The organism is Flavobacterium cupreum (genome assembly GCF_003996965.1).
In the GTDB taxonomy this organism is placed as follows: domain Bacteria; phylum Bacteroidota; class Bacteroidia; order Flavobacteriales; family Flavobacteriaceae; genus Flavobacterium; species Flavobacterium cupreum.
In genome coordinates this window covers 403,896-422,094 of record NZ_QWDM01000004.1, presented here as the reverse complement: position 1 = coordinate 422,094, position 18,199 = coordinate 403,896, and the positions used below count along the sequence as shown (strand labels likewise).

At 35.7% G+C, this 18,199-nt stretch carries 19 protein-coding genes; 6 read left to right on the top strand and 13 right to left on the bottom strand.

Features of this window, described 5'->3' with window-relative positions; genetic code table 11:
* Positions 1-9: 9 nt before the first annotated feature.
* Positions 10-564 carry a crossover junction endodeoxyribonuclease RuvC gene (gene ruvC, locus D0817_RS08465; protein ID WP_029271706.1) on the bottom strand — a complete coding sequence of 185 codons (555 nt, stop codon included), beginning with the start codon at positions 562-564 and terminating at the stop codon, positions 10-12.
* A gap of 144 nt (positions 565-708) precedes the next feature.
* Between ruvC and D0817_RS08460 the strand changes: the two genes are divergently transcribed.
* Positions 709-1,653, top strand: a complete 945-nt coding sequence (locus D0817_RS08460; RefSeq protein ID WP_127337956.1) for a lysylphosphatidylglycerol synthase domain-containing protein — start codon at positions 709-711, stop codon at positions 1,651-1,653.
* Positions 1,650-2,753 carry a glycosyltransferase family 2 protein gene (locus tag D0817_RS08455; protein WP_127337955.1) on the top strand — a complete coding sequence of 368 codons (1,104 nt, stop codon included), beginning with the start codon at positions 1,650-1,652 and terminating at the stop codon, positions 2,751-2,753. The genes D0817_RS08460 and D0817_RS08455 overlap by 4 nt, the downstream gene beginning before the upstream one ends.
* An 87-nt stretch (positions 2,754-2,840) precedes the next feature.
* On the opposite strand, the gene D0817_RS08450 is transcribed toward D0817_RS08455, so the two are convergent.
* A complete protein-coding gene (locus D0817_RS08450) occupies positions 2,841-3,326 on the bottom strand; it encodes a hypothetical protein (protein WP_127337954.1) in 486 nt (161 codons plus the stop codon).
* 159 nt (positions 3,327-3,485) lie between these two features.
* On the opposite strand from D0817_RS08450, the gene D0817_RS08445 reads away from it, so the two are divergent.
* Both D0817_RS08445 and D0817_RS08440 read left to right on the top strand, forming a co-directional pair.
* On the top strand, positions 3,486-3,986 hold the full coding sequence (locus D0817_RS08445; RefSeq protein WP_127337953.1) for a DUF456 domain-containing protein: 501 nt from the start codon (positions 3,486-3,488) through the stop codon (positions 3,984-3,986).
* 283 nt (positions 3,987-4,269) lie between these two features.
* Positions 4,270-4,869 (top strand): DUF937 domain-containing protein, encoded by a 600-nt coding sequence (locus D0817_RS08440; RefSeq protein ID WP_127337952.1) that lies wholly within the window; start codon positions 4,270-4,272, stop codon positions 4,867-4,869.
* Between the two features lie 81 nt (positions 4,870-4,950).
* Here D0817_RS08440 and D0817_RS08435 read toward each other — a convergent pair whose 3' ends face one another.
* The 6 genes from D0817_RS08435 to D0817_RS08410 all read right to left on the bottom strand — a co-directional run bounded on the left by D0817_RS08435 (position 4,951) and on the right by D0817_RS08410 (position 9,702).
* Positions 4,951-5,859, bottom strand: coding sequence for a pseudouridine synthase (locus D0817_RS08435; protein WP_127337951.1), 909 nt, complete (start codon positions 5,857-5,859; stop codon positions 4,951-4,953).
* A 172-nt stretch (positions 5,860-6,031) separates the two neighbouring features.
* Positions 6,032-6,988 (bottom strand): geranylgeranylglycerol-phosphate geranylgeranyltransferase, encoded by a 957-nt coding sequence (locus D0817_RS08430; protein WP_127337950.1) that lies wholly within the window; start codon positions 6,986-6,988, stop codon positions 6,032-6,034.
* 116 nt (positions 6,989-7,104) lie between these two features.
* A complete protein-coding gene (locus D0817_RS08425; RefSeq protein ID WP_127337949.1) occupies positions 7,105-8,043 on the bottom strand; it encodes a mevalonate kinase family protein in 939 nt (312 codons plus the stop codon).
* A 2-nt stretch (positions 8,044-8,045) separates the two neighbouring features.
* Positions 8,046-8,351, bottom strand: coding sequence for a type II toxin-antitoxin system RelE/ParE family toxin (locus D0817_RS08420; RefSeq protein ID WP_127337948.1), 306 nt, complete (start codon positions 8,349-8,351; stop codon positions 8,046-8,048).
* Positions 8,351-8,569 (bottom strand): hypothetical protein, encoded by a 219-nt coding sequence (locus D0817_RS08415; protein WP_127337947.1) that lies wholly within the window; start codon positions 8,567-8,569, stop codon positions 8,351-8,353. Before D0817_RS08415 ends, D0817_RS08420 begins: the two co-directional genes overlap by 1 nt.
* Positions 8,570-8,598: 29 nt before the next feature.
* Complete coding sequence (locus D0817_RS08410; protein ID WP_127337946.1) at positions 8,599-9,702, bottom strand: diphosphomevalonate decarboxylase; 1,104 nt, start codon at positions 9,700-9,702, stop codon at positions 8,599-8,601.
* A 244-nt stretch (positions 9,703-9,946) separates the two neighbouring features.
* Between D0817_RS08410 and D0817_RS08405 the strand changes: the two genes are divergently transcribed.
* Positions 9,947-10,423, top strand: a complete 477-nt coding sequence (locus D0817_RS08405) for a TspO/MBR family protein (RefSeq protein ID WP_127337945.1) — start codon at positions 9,947-9,949, stop codon at positions 10,421-10,423.
* A 55-nt stretch (positions 10,424-10,478) separates the two neighbouring features.
* Positions 10,479-11,453, top strand: coding sequence for a tetratricopeptide repeat protein (locus D0817_RS08400; protein WP_127337944.1), 975 nt, complete (start codon positions 10,479-10,481; stop codon positions 11,451-11,453).
* Here the strand turns inward: D0817_RS08400 and D0817_RS08395 are convergent.
* The 5 genes from D0817_RS08395 to D0817_RS08375 all read right to left on the bottom strand — a co-directional run bounded on the left by D0817_RS08395 (position 11,437) and on the right by D0817_RS08375 (position 18,091).
* Entirely contained in the window at positions 11,437-12,168 is a 732-nt protein-coding gene (locus tag D0817_RS08395) for a BamP family beta-assembly machinery protein (protein ID WP_127337943.1), read from the bottom strand. The two genes, D0817_RS08400 and D0817_RS08395, sit on opposite strands and share 17 nt — an antisense overlap.
* 136 nt (positions 12,169-12,304) lie before the next feature.
* The gene (locus tag D0817_RS08390) at positions 12,305-13,513 is read right to left on the bottom strand and encodes a BaiN/RdsA family NAD(P)/FAD-dependent oxidoreductase (protein WP_127337942.1); all 1,209 of its coding nucleotides are present in this window, start codon (positions 13,511-13,513) and stop codon (positions 12,305-12,307) included.
* Between the two features lie 118 nt (positions 13,514-13,631).
* The gene (locus D0817_RS08385; protein WP_127337941.1) at positions 13,632-14,309 is read right to left on the bottom strand and encodes a glycerophosphodiester phosphodiesterase; all 678 of its coding nucleotides are present in this window, start codon (positions 14,307-14,309) and stop codon (positions 13,632-13,634) included.
* Between the two features lie 140 nt (positions 14,310-14,449).
* Entirely contained in the window at positions 14,450-16,039 is a 1,590-nt protein-coding gene (locus D0817_RS08380; RefSeq protein ID WP_127337940.1) for an alpha-amylase family glycosyl hydrolase, read from the bottom strand.
* Between the two features lie 177 nt (positions 16,040-16,216).
* Positions 16,217-18,091 carry a glycoside hydrolase family 13 protein gene (locus D0817_RS08375; RefSeq protein ID WP_127337939.1) on the bottom strand — a complete coding sequence of 625 codons (1,875 nt, stop codon included), beginning with the start codon at positions 18,089-18,091 and terminating at the stop codon, positions 16,217-16,219.
* Positions 18,092-18,199 lie beyond the last annotated feature (108 nt).

Genomic DNA, 18,199 nt, shown 5'->3' with positions numbered 1-18,199 from the left:
CAGATTTTCTCATTTACGGATTTTGTCTTCATTCTGTTTCACAAAAGCATCCCAGCCCGTGTAACTTTTTCCCGCAACGATTTTTCCGGAGTTAAAGAAATGACAGACTGCTGCTGCCAGACCGTCGGTTGAATCGAGATTCTTCGGTAGCTCCTTTAATCCTAAAAGCTGTTGCAGCATTTTGGCAACCTGTTCTTTGCTGGCATTCCCATTTCCGGTAATGGCCATTTTGATTTTTTTTGGTTCGTATTCGGTAATCGGAATGTCTCTCGAAAGACCGGCCGCCATGGCGACACCTTGCGCACGGCCTAACTTTAGCATTGATTGCACGTTTTTACCAAAGAAAGGGGCTTCGATGGCAATCTCGTCGGGATGATGCGTTTCGATTAATTCTATGGTACGTTCAAAAATAATTTTAAGCTTCTGGTAATGATTGTCATATTTAGAAAGCTGCAATTCGTTCAGCTGCAGGAATTCCATTTTTTTATTGATGACTTTAATCAGTCCGAAACCCATAATTGTTGTTCCGGGGTCAATGCCTAATATGATGCGTTCTTTTGTCATTTTTTATGAGAGGGTTACACAAAGTTTCACCAAATAGTCACAGAGATTCACTAAGTTTGTTTTAATCTTTCTGTGTAACTTTGAGGTTACTTTGTGAATCTTTGTGAAATAGCTTTTTCGCAATAGTTTCCTTTACTTTGCAGCATGATTTCAATTCCCCACAAAGCTAAACAATTCCTTGTTCTTCTGGTCAAACTTTTGATTGTTGGTGGTGCATTTTATTTTATTTACAATCAGCTGGCGCACAACGATAAACTCGACTGGCAGAAATTTATCACTTTATTTCGTAAAAACCAGTCTGTTTCAGGAATTGCCTTTATCCTGCTTTTGAGTGTTTTAAACCGGTATTTTGAAATTTTGAAATGGCAGAATCTGGCCAGGGTAATTCAAGAAATTTCAATAGGAGAAGCTACCAGACAGGTTCTGGCAGCCTTAACCGCCGGAATTTTTACACCAAACGGAGTAGGAGAGTATGCCGGAAAAGCATTGTTTTATCCCAAAGCTGAAGCAAAGAAAGTCGTTTTTCTGAATTTAATCTGTAACGGAATCCAGATGATCCTGACGGTTATTTTTGGTGTTTTCGGATTGTTGTATTTTAATGCAAATTATAATGTAATTACACCCCGGACTGTTGCCATTTTATTTGCGTTTTTCTTTTTATTCTTCGGCATTTTGTTCTCTTTGAAAAAGATTAAAATCAAGGGATATTCGATAGAAAAACTGCTTCATAAAATTAATGAAATCCCAAAGTCCGTTCATCAGAGAAATATAGTTTTGGGCGTTTGCCGTTATGTAGTTTTTTCACATCAATATTACTTTTTGTTTTTGGCTTTTGATGTTGAACTACCATATTTTACGCTGATCGCAACGATTGCAGTAGTATATTTTTTGGCTTCATCACTGCCCACTTTTCAGTTTCTGGATTTTGCAGTTAAAGGAAGTGTTGCGGTTTATTTCTTCGGAATTTTAGGCGTTAATGAATGGATTGTTGTTTTTATTTCGACTTTGATGTGGTTTTTGAATGTCGTTTTACCAGTGGTTTTAGGCAGTTATTATGTGCTGAATTTTAAAGCGAATACTGTAAAATGAATCTGGCCTTATTTCTCATATTAACCGTTTACATCATTACGATTGGCGTACTGATTTATGGTTTTTTCAAAGTAAAAAAATATTCAAATACGAATCTGGAGCCTCAAACAAGTTTTACCATTATTGTTCCTTTTAGAAATGAAGCGGAGAATTTGCCTCACCTTTTAAAAAGCTTTTCAAAACTGAATTATCCGGCTGATTTATTTGAGGTCATTTTGGTGGATGATGAATCTGATGAAAAATTCCAAATTCCAAATTCTAAATTCCAAGTTAGGATTATTGATACTATCAGGGTTTCGAAATCTCCGAAAAAAGATGCCATCTCCACGGCAATGAAACACGTAAAAACAGATTGGGTGATTACCACCGACGCAGATTGTACCGTTCATTCAAATTGGTTGTTAACTTTTGATAATTACATTCAGGAAAACGAAGTTTCTATGCTTGCCGGTGCTGTTACTTATGAGGCCAACAATTCGTTTTTGCATCATTTTCAGCAATTAGATTTAACGAGTCTTCAGGGCGCAACCATTGGGAGCTTTGGAATAAAAAAAGCTTTTATGTGCAATGGGGCAAATTTTGCTTATACCAAATCATTATTTGAAAAAATGAATGGTTTTGAAGGAAACAATGCTATTGCAAGCGGAGATGACGTTTTTTTACTCCAAAAAGTTGCAAATTTAAACCAAAACCTGATGCATTATTTAAAATCAGAAGAAACGATTGTAAAAACAAAACCAACCCAGGACTGGGAATCACTATTTTACCAAAGGGTACGGTGGGCGGCGAAAACAAGTTCCTATCAAAGCATCTTTGGAAAAGTGTTGGGACTGATAGTTTTCTTCGCAAATTTGAGTTTTATAACCGCAACTTTATTTTTGGTTTTTGGAATCTGGTCGTGGCAACTTTTAACTTTGTTTGTTGTTTTAAAGTTTATAACTGACTTTGTACTGTTGTATAGCACCAATCAGTTTTTAACCGGTCAACGAATTGAGAGCTTGGTTTTAAGTAGTTTGTTTTACCCTTTTTTTAGTTCGGCTGTCGCTTTGTACAGTTTGTTTGGTTCTTATAAATGGAAGGGGCGAAATTTTAGAGTATAGTTTTTTAACTAAGAAAAAATGCTTCAAAGGTTGCGTAAAGAAAACCGAATACTCTTAAAAACTTCAAACTTAAAAGGTTTCAGAAATTTACTTCGTACTTTTTTCTTTAATAATTACCGGAAGAATAAACTGGGTTTTTACCGGAACCCCGCGTTTGATAGCAGGATTTACTTTTGGAAAATCAACCAGTCGTGCATGCAGGATGCTGTCTATTTTAATAGTGTCGTAAGCTACAGAATCCTTTGGGAATTGTGGTTCGAATTTCATCGTAGCATTAGGAAAGACGGTTACTTTTACCTCAATAGTATCCAGTTCAGGATAAAGAATGGACAGGGAATCTACATCCAGTTTTTCCTGAATAAGCTGCGCCATTTTTTCAAAAAAGCAGTGCTGACGCAGTTTTTTGTCTGCAATTTTTTCGCAATCTGCAACAGAGGGAAATTCATCTACTTCTTTCCAGTTAATTGATTTCAGTTCTTTTTGTAGTAGTTCTTTTTCAGACGGAACCTGCTTCTCAAAATATTGACAAGAATTTAAAAGTAATACGACTAAAAAAAGAGGGAACTGCTTCAAGATTATGATGTTGGATTGAACGAAATTAATTATGGTATAAAAATACAATTATTTTTTTTGAGAAGCTTTGTATTACAGATATTCTTCGTAGCTTTCTGAAAGACATTACTGTTTTAAACAGCAATTTAGTTTTGTCTTATAAAAAAATATTTTTTTCGTATGGATTCAGTATTGCTGTTACTTGGTTTTGTTTGCATGATTGTTGGTGTATTTGGCAGTTTTATGCCGGTTTTACCGGGATTATCCAGTTGTTGGGTAGGTTTATTACTATTGTATTTAACAAAAGCAGTTGAAAATAATTACTGGATTTTAGGGATAACACTTTTAATAACAGTTATTATTACTGTTCTCGATTACGTGATTCCGGCCAAAGGAACTAAGAAGTTTGGCGGGAGTTCTTACGGAGTCTGGGGCACCAATATTGGTTTGATCGTCGGAATTCTTTCTCCGATTCCTTTTGGTGTAATTATCGGTCCATTTGTCGGGGCTTTTATAGGAGAACTTATCTATGATTCTAAGAATCATCGTCGGGCACTGAAAGCTGCAACAGGATCCTTGCTCGGATTTTTGGCGTCCAGTTTTATTAATTTCCTTTTTTGTATCATTTTTGTCGGTATTTTTATCAGTATTGTGTGGCAAAACCGCAGTGTATTGTTTTAAACTTTTACTTAGGGTTTAAGCTTTTTCTTATTTTTTCGTTTTTTTTGAAAAAAAAATAATTTTCTTTTGATTTTTTTTATTTGTTTTTTGATTACGAAAGGGTTATGTTCATTGAGACTTTTAGAATTTGGTGTTAAATATGTTGTAAAAGACTACGGAAATTTTTAACTTATCTTTTGGAAATGTTAAAATATTTTATATTTTTATCCTGATAAACGATTAAAAGCCCCACTTTGTCGATTATTTTGAATGGATTTAAATAAATTTCTAAAAATTAAATATTATGACTCCAAACCTACAAATTGAACTAAGACGTTTTATATCTTCAAATGTTGTTTCAAAGCTGAATAAATTTTATTTTGAAAATGATGCCCTGTTAATAAAGGGAATTGATGTTTCAATAGGAACAGTTCTTATGGGATTGTATAATAAATCAGAGGAGTCGGGTTTTTATAAAGAGATTATTTCACTTATTGATGATAATTCAAGATTCTATGGCGAAGTCGATTTTGCTTCCGGCAGGATTCTTTCAGTAGATGATTGTTATCGTGTAGAGGGAAATGATTTGCTAAAAGAAATTTTCACCAGCAAAAAAGGAAGAATTTCCGAAATGATTTCAAATGAAGTCGGAATCAAAAGCGAAACAGCAAGGGAAATTTTAAATTTTTCAGCACTATTAGTCGTTTCGTATCTTAAAAATAATATCCAGCTTTTAGACAGTTTAAAACTGCTACTGGAAGAACAAAAGAGAGATATCTTAAATAGTATTCATCCCGGAATTAAAATTATTCTTGGTTTTTCGTGTTACGAATCAGTAGATGATAAAAACCAGGCGAACTTAGGAAGATCAATCTTTACACTTTTCGGACACAACTTCTTTTAGTATTTTTAAAATATTCCTAAAATAAAAAATCCCGTTTTACAGTAGTAAAACAGGATTTGTATGATTGATTTGAGTTGTTTATTAAACGTTTTTCAAATTAATAACTTCTTGGTCCGTCAGAAAACGCCAGTTACCACGTGGTAAATTCTTTTTGGTAAGACCGGCAAAAGAAACACGATCTATACGTAAAACATCATAGTCAAAGTTTTCGAAAATTGCACGAACTACTTTTACATTCGATGAACGTAATTTAAGGCCCACTTCACTTTTCGCTTCTTTCTCAATATAACTGATTTCTTCAACAAAAACGCGGTGTCCGTCAAGAACAAGACCTTTGCTGATTTTTTCCAAATCTTCAAATTTTAGATTTTTATCTAAAGAAACCTGATAGATTTTAGATGATTTCTGATTCGGTAATGTAAATTTACGAATCATATCCGTATCATTGGTAAACAACAGCAAACCAGTTGTATTTTTATCCATTCTGCCAATAGGAGCAATTTTAGCGGTCGTAGAACCACGAACTAATTCCAGCACATTACGGTATTCCTGACCTTCATCGAGGGCAGTTGTAAAGTTTTTAGGTTTGTTCAATAAGATGTATTCTTTCTTTTCAGGAGTCAGAACAACACCGTCAAAGTTTACAACATCATTTAATTTTACTAAATATCCCATTTCAGTAACCGGAACACCATTTACTTTGACGTTACCCGACTGAATGTATATATCGGCATCACGACGCGAGCATACACCAGAATTTGAGATGTATTTGTTCAGACGAATTTCGTCTGCAGCTTTTTGTCTTTTTGGCGCCTGATTTTGTTTCTTAATTTTTTGTGCCGCTTCTTCTTCAGCTGCTTTCACAGCAGGTTTCATTTTTTTCGGCCCTTGAGCACGCTTTTGCATGGCAGGTTTTGGCTTGTTAGAGTTTGATCTGGAGCTATTTGGTCTCGATCCGCCTCTGTTATTATTGCCTTCCTTATTGTTCATATAATTCTGTAATTTGTGCAAAGATAGTTTATTCTTGCTAAATAATCCTAAGTTCATTGTTCTTAGATTAATAGCTATTGTTTTTTGGGTATAGTTACACAGAGATTCATGAAGATATGTAGCGAACCTTTATGCAGTTTTGTGTGAATTTGAAAATCTCTGTCGATACTAATTAAGATCTCAACAGCAGACTCTTCCCGTGCCACAAAACACTCGGATTGATTAAAACAATGCAGAAAACCCCGGAAACGATCAGGAATTTCAATACATTGTGAAGTAGTAAATACTGTTCTTTTGAGTTTGATTTCCAGAGATATAAGAGAAAAAAAAGCATTACGACAAAACAGATATAAAAATAGATATCCATAAAACCGACATCGTAAATATTAATCAGGATATAAACCGGAAAAATCGTCAAAAAGGTTAAAATTGTAATGATTTGTTTTGAAGTTGTTTCATTGTATAATATCGGAATCGTTTTGTAATTGTTTGCAAGGTCGCCTTTCAGGTTTTCAAGATCTTTTATCATTTCGCGAATCAAAAGCAATAAAAACAAGAACATCGCATGTGCCGAAATTACTGCAAAATGGCTCATGTGATCTTCAATTTCTTCAAAGGATATTTTGTTGTAAAAATAGAGTAAGATGGCAAAAAACGGAATTACAGCCAGTAAAGCGGCAGTTAAATTACCAATAATCGGGTATTTTTTTATTTTATGTGAGTAAAACCAAATTAAGAAAATGTAAACGGAAAAGAATAAAAAAGCACGCCAGGAAACAATCAGTGCCATTAATACAGCCATAAAATTCAAAGTGAAGTACACCGATAATTTAGTTTTCTGACTCACCAGCCTGTCCAGCATAGATTTGTTTGGCCTGTTGATCAGGTCTTTCTGACTGTCATAAAAATTGTTGATAATGTAACCTGAAGCAATTGTAATCGCCGAGGCAAAGACAATTAGAAATAAGTTAAAGTCGAGTAAAATATCTAAAGCTCTTTTGTCCGGGGCAAGAATAAAAATAGCCGATAAATACTGCGCTAAAACGATAATAGGAATGTTATAACCTCTCACCACAGAGAATAAACTAATAACTTTCATCGCTAAAATTTTATTCTTTCTGCTTAACATTTTGGGTTAACGGGTTATTTTTTAATAAAAAAAATTAGACAAAGCGACAAATTAAAAGGGAAAATCAGTATTGATACTATGTTACAGTAACGGCTAACTGGAAGAAAAATTACAATTTAAAACTGATAAACGACTTCAAGTTTGTAATCTTTAAGGGAAACTTTAGCGCGTTCCAGGTCTTCTGTAAACCCAAGAATATAACCGCCGCCTCCTGAACCGCAAAGTTTTAAGTAATAGTCATTAGTGTCAATACCATGCTGCCAGATTCCGTGAAATTGTTCCGGAATCATTGGTTTAAAATTGTTTAAAACAACTTTGGAAAGTTTTTTGGTATTGGTAAACAACGACTTCATGTCACCATGTAGAAAGTTTTCTACGCAGGCATCTGTATATTTTACAAATTGATTTTTAAGCATGGTACGGAAACCTTTGTCTTTCAGGTTTTCCATAAAAATGTTTACCATCGGAGCCGTTTCACCAACAATTCCTGAATCTAATAAAAACACAGCACCTTTTCCGTCAAAACTCTGAGTTGGAATTCCTGTTGCTTCAATATTATCTTTAGAGTTGATTAAAATCGGAATACTCAAATAACTGTTTAAAGGATCTAAACCAGAACTTTTTCCGTGGAAAAAACTCTCCATCTGAGAAAATATATTTTTTAACTGCAATAGTTTTTCGCGGGTTAAATTCTCTAAAACCGTAATTTTATTAGCCGCATATTTATCATAAATTGCAGCAACAAGTGCACCGCTGCTTCCAACTCCATATCCTTGTGGGATACTTGAATCGAAATACATGCCTGTTTCAACATCATTTTTCAGTGTAGCCAAATCAAAAGTAACCAGTTCGGGCTGTTCTGTTTGTAACGTTTCAAGATAAATTACAAAACGTTGTAAACTTGCGTTTGATGCGATTGCTTCAGCCGAAGGATTTTCGGTTTTCTTCAATGCACCATTGTAAAAATTATAAGGGATAGAAAGTCCTTTAGAGTCGCGGATAATTCCGTATTCTCCAAAGAGTAATATTTTTGAGTAAAATAAGGGTCCTTTCATGTTTATTGTATGTCTTTCTTTATTTTATTTGGGTGTTGTCGTGTGTCAAAAATGGTATGAATTCTAATTTCATTTGAACCAAAACTATACAAGAGGCTTGATTGTTTTGTTATAACACATTTTCGATATTTTTTATTTACTGATGATTTTGGGAAAATTTCAGGATTCATACTTATTATTGAAATTGCTTTATGAAATTTCACTAAATATATTTCTTTCGATTTTTTCGACCAGTTGGCTTCAATAAAATTTAAAACAGCATCTAAATTCTTTTCAGCTGTTTTTGAAAAATTTACTTTAAGATTCACTATCTGTATTTTTTCATCACATCTTCATAACTGGTAAATTCTCCTCTTTCAAATTCTAATTCACTTTGAGCTATATCTGCTTTTTGTTCATCAGTCAAATCATCCCACCAATCTTTTTTCATCTCAGCCAACATTTTTTTGACTGCTTTAATGATTAAAGGATCATTTGTTTCTTCCAGTATTTTTATCACTTTAAGCTTTTCTAATTGAATGTCCATAACCAAATTTTAACTAAAGATACGTAAAATTATAATGCAATTGCACCGTGTCCAATTTCATCGCAAATGTACTGACCATTCTGGCAAAATACAACTAATTCGTCCTGAATAAATTGAAGTACTTTTTCGCTAACGTTTTCGGGATATAAAACGTGAACATTGGCACCGGCATCCAGCGTAAAGCAAACCGGAATCTGCGTTTCGCTTCTGAATTTCCAAATGGCATTTATAATCTGCAACGTGTTTGGTTTCATTAAAATATAATACGGCATCGAAGTCATCATCATAGCGTGTAAAGTCAAAGATTCGCTTTCGACCACTTTTATGAATTCGTCAATATTGCCACTTTCAAAAATCGAAATTAAACGGTCCAGGTTTTCGTGCGCCTGGGCAAAACGTCTTTCGGCATACGGATGGTTGTGCATCAAATCGTGTCCAACGGTACTGGAAACCTGTTTTTCGCCTTTATCTACCAATAAAATAGTATCCTGGTAATTCCTGAAATTGTCATGAATGGTATACGGAAATTCAACACCAAATAAATCTGAACTTCCTTCAATATTAGCCTGATTTCCCCAAACCACTACATTTCCTTTTACGCTTCTGCAGGCACTTCCCGAGCCCAAACGAGCCAAAAATGACGCTTTTTGGTAAAAATATTCCGCTGTCATTTCAGGGTTCAGGGCTCTTTCCAGACTCATAAAATTCATGGCTAAAGCAGCCATTCCTGATGCCGAAGAAGCAATTCCGGAACTGTGAGGAAACGTATTTTGGGTGTCAATCGTAAAATGATAGTCTTTCAAAAACGGCAAATAAATTTCAATTCGTTCTAAAAACTTCTGAATTTTAGGTTTGAAATCTTCTTTTGGTTTTCCTTCAAAAAGTAAATCAAACGAAAAAACGGCTGTTGTCCCACTCAGCGGAGCCGAAGTGTATCGCTTTGTAAAACCTAATTTCGTAATGGTCTTGCAATTGCTTAAAGTAAAACTCACCGATGGGTTGGCCGGAATCTGGTTGTCTTTTTTCCCCCAGTATTTCACTAAGGCAATATTGCTGGGAGCACTCCATTCAAAGTTTCCGTTTTCGATAGTTGAAGTATATTTTTTTGGAATAAAATCAGTTGCTGTTAACATGAAGTATAAAATTTTGGCAAAGATAGTTTTTAAAATATTTCACCATAGAAGTTATATAAGAAAATGTAAGTCAGACTAAATCTAAATTTGGCTAACTTTTGTCTACCAGTAATTTTTAATAAATAGCGTTTTTGAATTAAAAATAAAAATGCGCGTCAAACTAACACTCAGCGTTAAAATGAACTTACACAACTTATATGGTTTACCCTTTCTTTTGATTATTTTTGACTAAAAATTAAATAAAATGAACAAGATAGCCAAAATCGCAATAGCGCTGGTAATTTGTCTAATGGTGGGATATTCAGCAAGCATAGTGACAAGACCAAGCGTTGAAAGCTGGTACCCAACCATTTTAAAACCATCGTTTAATCCTCCGAACTGGATTTTCATGCCGGTCTGGACGTTGCTGTATGTACTAATGGCAGTTGCTGCAGGATTGGTCTGGGACAAAATAAAAGAACAGAATCAGGAAGTTAAAAAAGCATTAGGCTTCTTTTTGGTTCAGTTGATATTGAATGCCATCTGGTCGTATCTTTTCTTTGGATTAAAAAATCCGATGTTGGCTTTAATCGAAATTGCACTGCTATGGCTTATGATTTACGAAACCTATTTAAAGTTCGTTAAAATCAATAAAACTGCCGGGTATTTACTGATTCCGTATATGGCGTGGGTAAGTTTCGCCGGAATTTTGAATGCCAGTATCTGGTGGCTGAACAGGTAAATTTGTTTGAGGTTTCAGGTTTTTTTATTTTCACATTAATCGATACATTTTTTTTATGAATAAATTCAAGGTTTTTGTTGTTTTGGTTTTAGTTTCATTTAAAACTTTTGCTTGTTTAAATGGTGAAACAAAAGTTCTTGCGAATGGAGTCGAGGCTTATATTGATCATGACGGACTGGTTCCTCAAGGGCATAATTTTTTCAGAGGTGAATATCCTAAATTGATAATACAGCTAGATAGTTTGTATAAAGAGACAAATGATCTGGATTATATATCTGATAAAGGTTATCTGTTAATTGTCTTGGGGAAATATCATGAAGCACTAAAATTATATTTGAATATTGAAAAAATTGAATCTAATCGATATTCTACCGCATCAAATCTTGGAACTCTTTATGAGTTAATGGGCGAAAATCAAAAAGCATATGACTGGATTAAAAAGTCTGTTGCAATAAACCCGGAATCTCATAATAGTTCAGAATGGTTGCATTTGAAAATATTAGAAGCAAAAATCAGGAATTTATCTAATATTTCGGGTCAGTTTTTAACTAATGCCAGTTTCGGAACTACAGGAATTCCAGAAACAAAATTATCCAAAAAAGAGATTGATAAGTTGGCAAAAGCAGTTTATTTTCAGGTAAATGAGCGAATATCATTTATAGAGCCAAAAGATAATATTATTTCGATTTTACTTTTCGAACTGGGAAATCTTGTTGAACTAAAGGGAGAACATGAAAATGCGCTTCAAATTTATAGAAAAGCAAGAGAATATGGTTACGATAATGACTTAATTGTTGCGAGAATGATTAATAGTGCTCAGGGAGAAAGTGAATTTTATCGTGAAAGAGCCTGGAGGTTTGGTATTCAGCTTCAGAATTTGAGAGAAAGCAGAAAAGTCGATTCCGGTTATTTATTCCAAATTGAAATGAGCTTAATTATTTTATCTGTGATTACAATACTTCTATTAATTGTGGGGATTTTTTTCTTCTTAAAATGGAAGAAGTTAAATAAAGCTATTCCAGCTTCTTAAATGTTTCATGTTTAGCATATAAGAAATCCATTGTGGTTAGTATATTATTGTTTTCTAAAAGTTTTGCAGATCTTGGGTCGGCATCACAGAATTCAATAAATAAATCTACTTCTTCGGGTTTCAATTTTAAATCTTTTGTAAAAAAATCATGAGGTATTGACGCGGCTATGAGTTTTTTGAAATTAGTCTGCGAAGTTTTCTTTTTGGGCTCTTCCTTATCTTTTTTTAATAAATTTAAAAGTCCTGTTCCGATTCTGATAAAGTCCATACCATTTGTAATTGTTCCGTCGTAAACTCCGGTATATTTTTGCAAAGATCCGGTAGCTTTGGCGAGTTGTATTTTATCGATGTCTTGTTGGGAACTTTTAACTGGATCAAATTTGATAGTATTGACGACCACCTCTTTTAATTCCTCAGGTTTTATAATCATATTGACAAGAATATTATTGTAATCAATATTTTGCTGAGTTATTTTTAGCCTTGTAAAAAAATAATCTTTGGAGAAAAATAAGATACTGTCCTTTACTTTTACCGGAATTGAAAATTGTCCCAGTTCATTTGTTCTGGTACTTGTTTTGGCCGTTTTATTTATAACCTCTACTTTGTTAAGCGGATTATTATTGGAAAGTACTTTTCCGTGAAGTACTTTTTCGGTTTGGGAAACAGAGAGCTGATAAGAGAATAGGGAAATTGTGGTAAGTAATTTTACTTTCATGTAGTGGTATTTAGCTGAAAGTAAAATTATTAGAATAGTCTTAATGAAAACTTATTGAATCTGTAAAGTCTTGTTAATTTAGTCTCAGTTCCAGTATTCAGTCACAATCTGGACAACTGTAAACTGAGACTGTAACCTAAATACCGTTCGCCAGAATAAACCCGCTTGTCCACGCATTCTGGAAATTAAATCCTCCCGTAATGGCGTCGATATTGACGATTTCGCCTGCGAAATAAAGGTTTTGATGCAGTTTGCTTTCCATGGTTTTAAAGTTGATTTCCTTTAAGTCGATACCGCCGGCAGTGACAAATTCTTCCTTGAAGGTACTTTTTCCGTTGACCTGAAATGTTGCTTTTGTCAATTGTGAAGCTAAATGCTGCAATTGAATTTTAGATAAATCGGCCCATTTTGTTTCTGCTTCAATTTCAGAAGCCAGAACTAAACTTTCCCACAAACGATTCGGAAAGTCAAAAGGGGATTTTTTGGAAACGGCCTTTTTGGCGTGTTCCTGTTTTAGTTCTTTCAGGATTTTTTCCGCATCTTCGGTATCAACATCATTCAGCCAGTTGACAAAGATGATAAATTGGTAATTTTTGTCGTGTAAAATACGTGCTCCCCAAGCTGAAAGTTTTAAAATTGCGGGACCACTCATTCCCCAGTGCGTAATTAACAAAGGTCCGGTTGACTCGAGTTTGGTATCTTTTACGTTTACGGTCACCTGTGCCGCAACGCCCGGTAATTCCTTAATGCGGGAATCTTTGATGTTGAATGTAAACAAGGAAGGAACAGGGCTGACAATCGCATGGCCCTGTGTCTGTAACATTTCCCATATTTTGGGGTTGCTTCCTGTGGCCAGCACTAATTTTTCAGTGGCATAATTTTCATCCTGGGTGTCAATTTTCCAGTGATTTTCGGCTTTAAAAATCGATTGCACGCTTTGTCCGGTCAGGACTTTAATGCCTAGTTTTCCGGTTGCTTCCAGAAAACAGTCAATGATGGTTTGCGAAGAATTAGAAACCGGAAACATTCGTCCATCGTCTTCGATTTTTAATTCCACACCGTGTTTTTCGAACCATTCAATTGTATCTCCCGAACAAAACTGATGAAAAGGCCCGCGAAGTTCTTTTTCGCCACGCGGATAAAATTTAACCAGTTCATTGGGTTCAAAACAAGCATGTGTTACGTTGCACCTTCCGCCGCCGGAAACACGAACTTTAGAAAGTACTTCTTTTCCTCTTTCCAGAATGGCAATTTTGAGTTTCGGATTTTTCTCTGCAATATTAATGGCTGAAAAAAAGCCTGCAGCGCCTCCGCCAACGATGATTATGTCGAAATTTTTGATCATATTTTTTTGGTTGCCACTGATTACACGAATTGGCACTAATTTTTTATTTGCCACAGATTAAAATGATTTCCACAGATTTTAAAATCCCTTTAATCTGTGAAATCGGTGGCTGTTTTTTCTATACTTTATCCGGATAATCAGTTATGATTCCGTCGACGTTGAAATTTTTTATTTTTTGAATGTCTTCCCCGATATTTACTGTCCAGGGCAAAACTAAAAAGCCTTGTTCCTGCATTTTCGTTGTGTTTTCCTGATTCAATAAATGATAATAAGGATGAATCGCTTTTGCTTTTATAAATTCGGCGAAAGCCAGCGCCAGATCAAGATCGGTTTCTGTTAAAACGCCAATCGGAATTTTTGAATCTAAATTATGGACTTCCTGTAAAGCATTCCAGTCAAAACTTGAAACAATAAAGTGTTCATATTTCCATTTTTTCCCGGAAACATATTCATCAATTAAAGCGACAACTTTTGTTAAAGTATCCGCATTTTTCAATTCGATATTGATCAGGCATTTTTTGTTTACCAGATCAAAAACTTCTTTTAAAGTCGGAATTTCATACTGACCCTCAATTAAAAACGATTTCAATTCGGGCAAAGATAGCGTATTTACAAACCCTTTTCCGTTGGTCATTTTGTCGATGGTTTCGTCGTGAATCACGATGACATGTCCGTCGGAGCTTAGGTGAACGTCGAGTTCTATTCCATCAGCATTTAGATCTAACGCTTTTTGAAAGGCTTTTAAGGTGTTCTCGGGTTCGTAGGCTTTGGCACCTCTATGAGCAATCTTGAGCATCTGTTGTGAATTTAACGCAAAGGTCGCAAAGTTTTACGCAAGGTTCGCAAGGATTTTGTAAAAAAGTTTGCCACGAATTTCACGAATTTTCACGAATTAGATTTGTGAAAATTCGTGAAATTCGTGGCAAGACTTTTCGGTTAAGCAAGTTCCAACAATACAAGTCCAAATTCAGAATCGATGATTGCTTTTCCGTTTTGAACTGTTGTTTCTTTTCCTGAAAAAGCATCTTTTAGTGGGGTTCCGTCTTTGAAAATGGAGTCAACATCAAGTTCCTTAGCACCAGTTCCTAAATCTAAACCAATTATAACCTGATCTGTATAGGTTGCATTCGTATAAGTTCTGGAGAAAATATAGGGTTTTGCCGAAATCAGTTGGTGTATTCCTGCGCCCACTGCCGGATGATTTTTGCGGAATTGCCCCAGTTTCTGCCAGTGCCAGAGTATTCTTTGTGTTTCGGAATTATTTTGAATATCATCCCAGTTCATAAAAGACCGCAGGGTTGCATCGCCTTCCGTGCCATCAATTACAAGGGATCGTCCTGATTCATCACCATAGTAGACCTGAGACATTCCGGGAGAAAGCAGTAATTTGGTTCCGGATTCGAAGGTTCTGTTACGATCCGCGTCAAAAGGATCAGGGTCATCGTGCGAGGAAACATAATTAAGGACACTATATCCTTTTAAGTCCTTCTGAAGCTTCTCTGAATATTTTGAAAATATAAATTCATAATCGTTTTGGGCATCCAGTTTAAACTCAAAATTAATCAGGCTGTTAAAACCATGCTCAAAATAATTTACTTTCCGGTCTCCAAAATCATAATCCTGCCCACCACTGATTTCATAACCGTAGACTTCGGCAATGGTATAAAATGGATTTTGGTCTAAAACCTCTAAAGGATGGTGTTTTTTCCAGGTTTCAAAAGCGTATTCGCATTCTTTTTTAAAATCGACCCAGACAATTTCTTCGGTATGTTTTACAGTGTCGGCCCTGTAACCGTCAATTCCGAATTCCAGGATATAATCCGTCAGCCATTTTATGATGTAATATTTTGGTGTTCTCGGATAGCCGGTTCTTTTGAAAAAGGCATTCAATGAATCCATTTCTTTCTCGTAACGGCCTTCGTTTTTCCATTTTTCGATTAAAAAAGAGGGGAGTGCAACTTCCTGATTGCTTTCGGTTCTGACGTCCGGAAGATTATCGACCAACGTACACATGGTGGTATTTTCGAATGATTTGTAGTCGCAGACAATTCCCGTTCTGACCCAGTCTTCCGGCCAGATCGGATCTTCTGGAGTTACGGGGCCGGTATGATTGATCACACCGTCAAGGACAATTCGGATGCCTTTTGCGTGGGCTTTCTTAACCAGATTAGCCAAATCTTCTTTGGTTCCGAAATTCGGATCTAAAGCCGTCCAGTCTCTCGCCCAGTAACCGTGAAATCCGTAACTCAGGCCGGTGCCTTCGTCAACGCCATCGTGAATTTGCTCTACAATCGGCGTAAGCCAGATGGCATTTATTCCTAACAGATCAAAATAACCTTCGTCGATCTTTTTAATGATCCCGACAATATCCCCGCCTTCAAAACCCCGCAATTTTCCGGGAGTTTTGGTTCGGTTGAAATTTAAATCGTTAGCAGGATTTCCGTTACAAAAACGATCGGTAAGTAAAAAGTAAACATTTGCCCCTTCCCATACGAAAGGTATTTTTGAAGTATTTTCTTTATTCATTTAAACTGATTTTGAGGCAGAATATTAAAGATACAGAAAGGAAAGTATAAAATTTAAAAAAATGCCACAGATTACAGGATTAAAATGATTTTTTCAAATCTGTGTTAATCCTGTAATCTGTGGCAGAAAATATTGCGAACCTTGCCATTGCCCTTGCGGACTTTGCGGTTAAGTTTTTTATTCTAATTCTAAAACAACAGCCGATTTGGGTTCTAAAGTGATTTCAGGAGCTAAATCGAATGTTTTTCCGGTAAGGATATCTTTTCCGGATTTAAAGTTTTTGATGTTTTCCTTAAAGCGATTTGTTTTAACGGTTTGCTCTTTTGCATTGTTATTGAAGACGACCATTACGGTTTTAGTATCCGTGTATCTGAAGTAAACATACATATTGTTTTCCGGAATATAATGTGTCATTTTCCCGAAATGAACGGCCTCATTCGTTTTTCTCCAAGTGAATAATTTGGACGTAAAATCGAAAAATTTAGCCTGTTCAGCGGTTCTTCCTGCTGCGGTTAAAGCATTGTTTTTATCGCCTGCCCATCCGCCCGGAAAATCCTGACGTATGTCTGCGTCGCCACTTTTGCCTTTATCGCCGCCCATTCCAATTTCTGAACCGTAATACAATTGCGGAATTCCACGAACAGTAGCCAGTAAAGTCATGACCAGTTTGTATTTTGTAAAATCATATTTATACGTATGATTGATGCGGTCTGTGTCGTGATTTTCGGCAAAAACCAAAATGTTATTGGTATTTGGATACAAATAATCTAAAGCGAAATTATTGTAGAATTTAATCATACCGTTATCCCAGTTTGCATTGTCGTCACTAAAAGCCGAACCAATCTGATCCTGCAGGGTAAAGTCCATTACACTTGGCAAATTCGAATTGTAGTTTTCAATGGCTCCAATTTTACTGTCTTTTTGCCAATACGCTAAATTCGCCTGATTGTGCATCCAGATTTCACCTACGATGTTAAAGTTTGGGTATTCAGTTGTAATTGCTTTAGCCCAATTGGCCATTGCAGTGGCATCCGAATAGTTATAAGTATCTACTCTGAATCCGTCAAGATTGGCAAATTCGATCCACCAAATGGCATTTTGCGTCAGGTATTTTGCCACCAGCGGATTTCTTAGGTTTAAATCCGGCATTGAAGGCACAAACCATCCGTCAACACAAACTTCCTGATCTGATTTTGAGGCGTGAATATCGGTAAGCACTTCACGTCTGTGGTGCGTTTGCGTGTAATTTTCGAATTGATTGATCCAGGATTTTGTTGGCAGATCCTTGATCATCCAATGCGTAATTCCCCAGTGATTGGTAACATAATCCATTACCAGTTTCATGTCTTTTTTATGCATTTCTGCTGACAGGCGGGCATAATCGTCATTGGTTCCGTAACGCGGATCAATTTTGTAAACATCAGATTGTCCGTACGTATGATACGAATGCTGTTTGTCATTATCTTCACACAAAGGGGTGCTCCAGATTGTTGTCGCTCCTAAAGACGAAATATAATCTAAGTTTTTGATAATTCCTTCGATATCGCCTCCGTGACGTCCGCCCGGCTCTGCGCGGTTTGCTTTTTCGGTCAATACAGCATCGCTGTCATTTTTAGGATTTCCATTGGCGAAACGATCCGGCATGATCAGGTAAATCATATCTGAAGCGTCATAGCTTTTTCGGTCTGCAGAATTGGCTCTTCTTTCCTTAAGGGAATATTTTTGTGTGAAAGCGACTTTGTTTTTCAATTTAAAGGAAAAAACCAATTCAGAAGCTTTTAGGTTTTGTGTATCGATGGTAACGAAAAGGTAATTCGGGTTTTCTGTTTTCTCTACGTTTTTTATGGTCACATTGTTCGAAACCGAGGTTTCATATTGTGCGATATTTTTTCCGTAGAACATAATTTGTACTGCCGGATTTTTCATTCCGGCGTACCAAAAGGGTGGGTCGACTTTTTGGATTTGTGCTTTCGTGGAAAAAGAAAGCAATAAAACAAAAAAGATAATTTTGTACAAGAAACGGTTTCGTTGCGTTGTTTTTTGGATATTCATAGTTTTAATGTAATTATTCTAATGGTCAGTTCGAGCGAAGTCGAGAACCTTTGCGGCATTTCGACTCCGCTCGACTGACAAAAAGATAGAGTTAAAAAAAAGACAAGT

Coding starts and splice junctions, on each gene's coding strand:
- ruvC (WP_029271706.1), bottom strand. CDS start 564: ATGACAAAAGAACGCATCATATTAGGCATTGACCCCGGAACAACAATT.
- D0817_RS08460 (WP_127337956.1), top strand. CDS start 709: ATGATTTCAATTCCCCACAAAGCTAAACAATTCCTTGTTCTTCTGGTC.
- D0817_RS08455 (WP_127337955.1), top strand. CDS start 1,650: ATGAATCTGGCCTTATTTCTCATATTAACCGTTTACATCATTACGATT.
- D0817_RS08445 (WP_127337953.1), top strand. CDS start 3,486: ATGGATTCAGTATTGCTGTTACTTGGTTTTGTTTGCATGATTGTTGGT.
- D0817_RS08440 (WP_127337952.1), top strand. CDS start 4,270: ATGACTCCAAACCTACAAATTGAACTAAGACGTTTTATATCTTCAAAT.
- D0817_RS08435 (WP_127337951.1), bottom strand. CDS start 5,859: ATGAACAATAAGGAAGGCAATAATAACAGAGGCGGATCGAGACCAAAT.
- D0817_RS08430 (WP_127337950.1), bottom strand. CDS start 6,988: ATGTTAAGCAGAAAGAATAAAATTTTAGCGATGAAAGTTATTAGTTTA.
- D0817_RS08425 (WP_127337949.1), bottom strand. CDS start 8,043: ATGAAAGGACCCTTATTTTACTCAAAAATATTACTCTTTGGAGAATAC.
- D0817_RS08415 (WP_127337947.1), bottom strand. CDS start 8,569: ATGGACATTCAATTAGAAAAGCTTAAAGTGATAAAAATACTGGAAGAA.
- D0817_RS08410 (WP_127337946.1), bottom strand. CDS start 9,702: ATGTTAACAGCAACTGATTTTATTCCAAAAAAATATACTTCAACTATC.
- D0817_RS08405 (WP_127337945.1), top strand. CDS start 9,947: ATGAACAAGATAGCCAAAATCGCAATAGCGCTGGTAATTTGTCTAATG.
- D0817_RS08400 (WP_127337944.1), top strand. CDS start 10,479: ATGAATAAATTCAAGGTTTTTGTTGTTTTGGTTTTAGTTTCATTTAAA.
- D0817_RS08395 (WP_127337943.1), bottom strand. CDS start 12,168: ATGAAAGTAAAATTACTTACCACAATTTCCCTATTCTCTTATCAGCTC.
- D0817_RS08390 (WP_127337942.1), bottom strand. CDS start 13,513: ATGATCAAAAATTTCGACATAATCATCGTTGGCGGAGGCGCTGCAGGC.
- D0817_RS08385 (WP_127337941.1), bottom strand. CDS start 14,309: ATGCTCAAGATTGCTCATAGAGGTGCCAAAGCCTACGAACCCGAGAAC.
- D0817_RS08380 (WP_127337940.1), bottom strand. CDS start 16,039: ATGAATAAAGAAAATACTTCAAAAATACCTTTCGTATGGGAAGGGGCA.
- D0817_RS08375 (WP_127337939.1), bottom strand. CDS start 18,091: ATGAATATCCAAAAAACAACGCAACGAAACCGTTTCTTGTACAAAATT.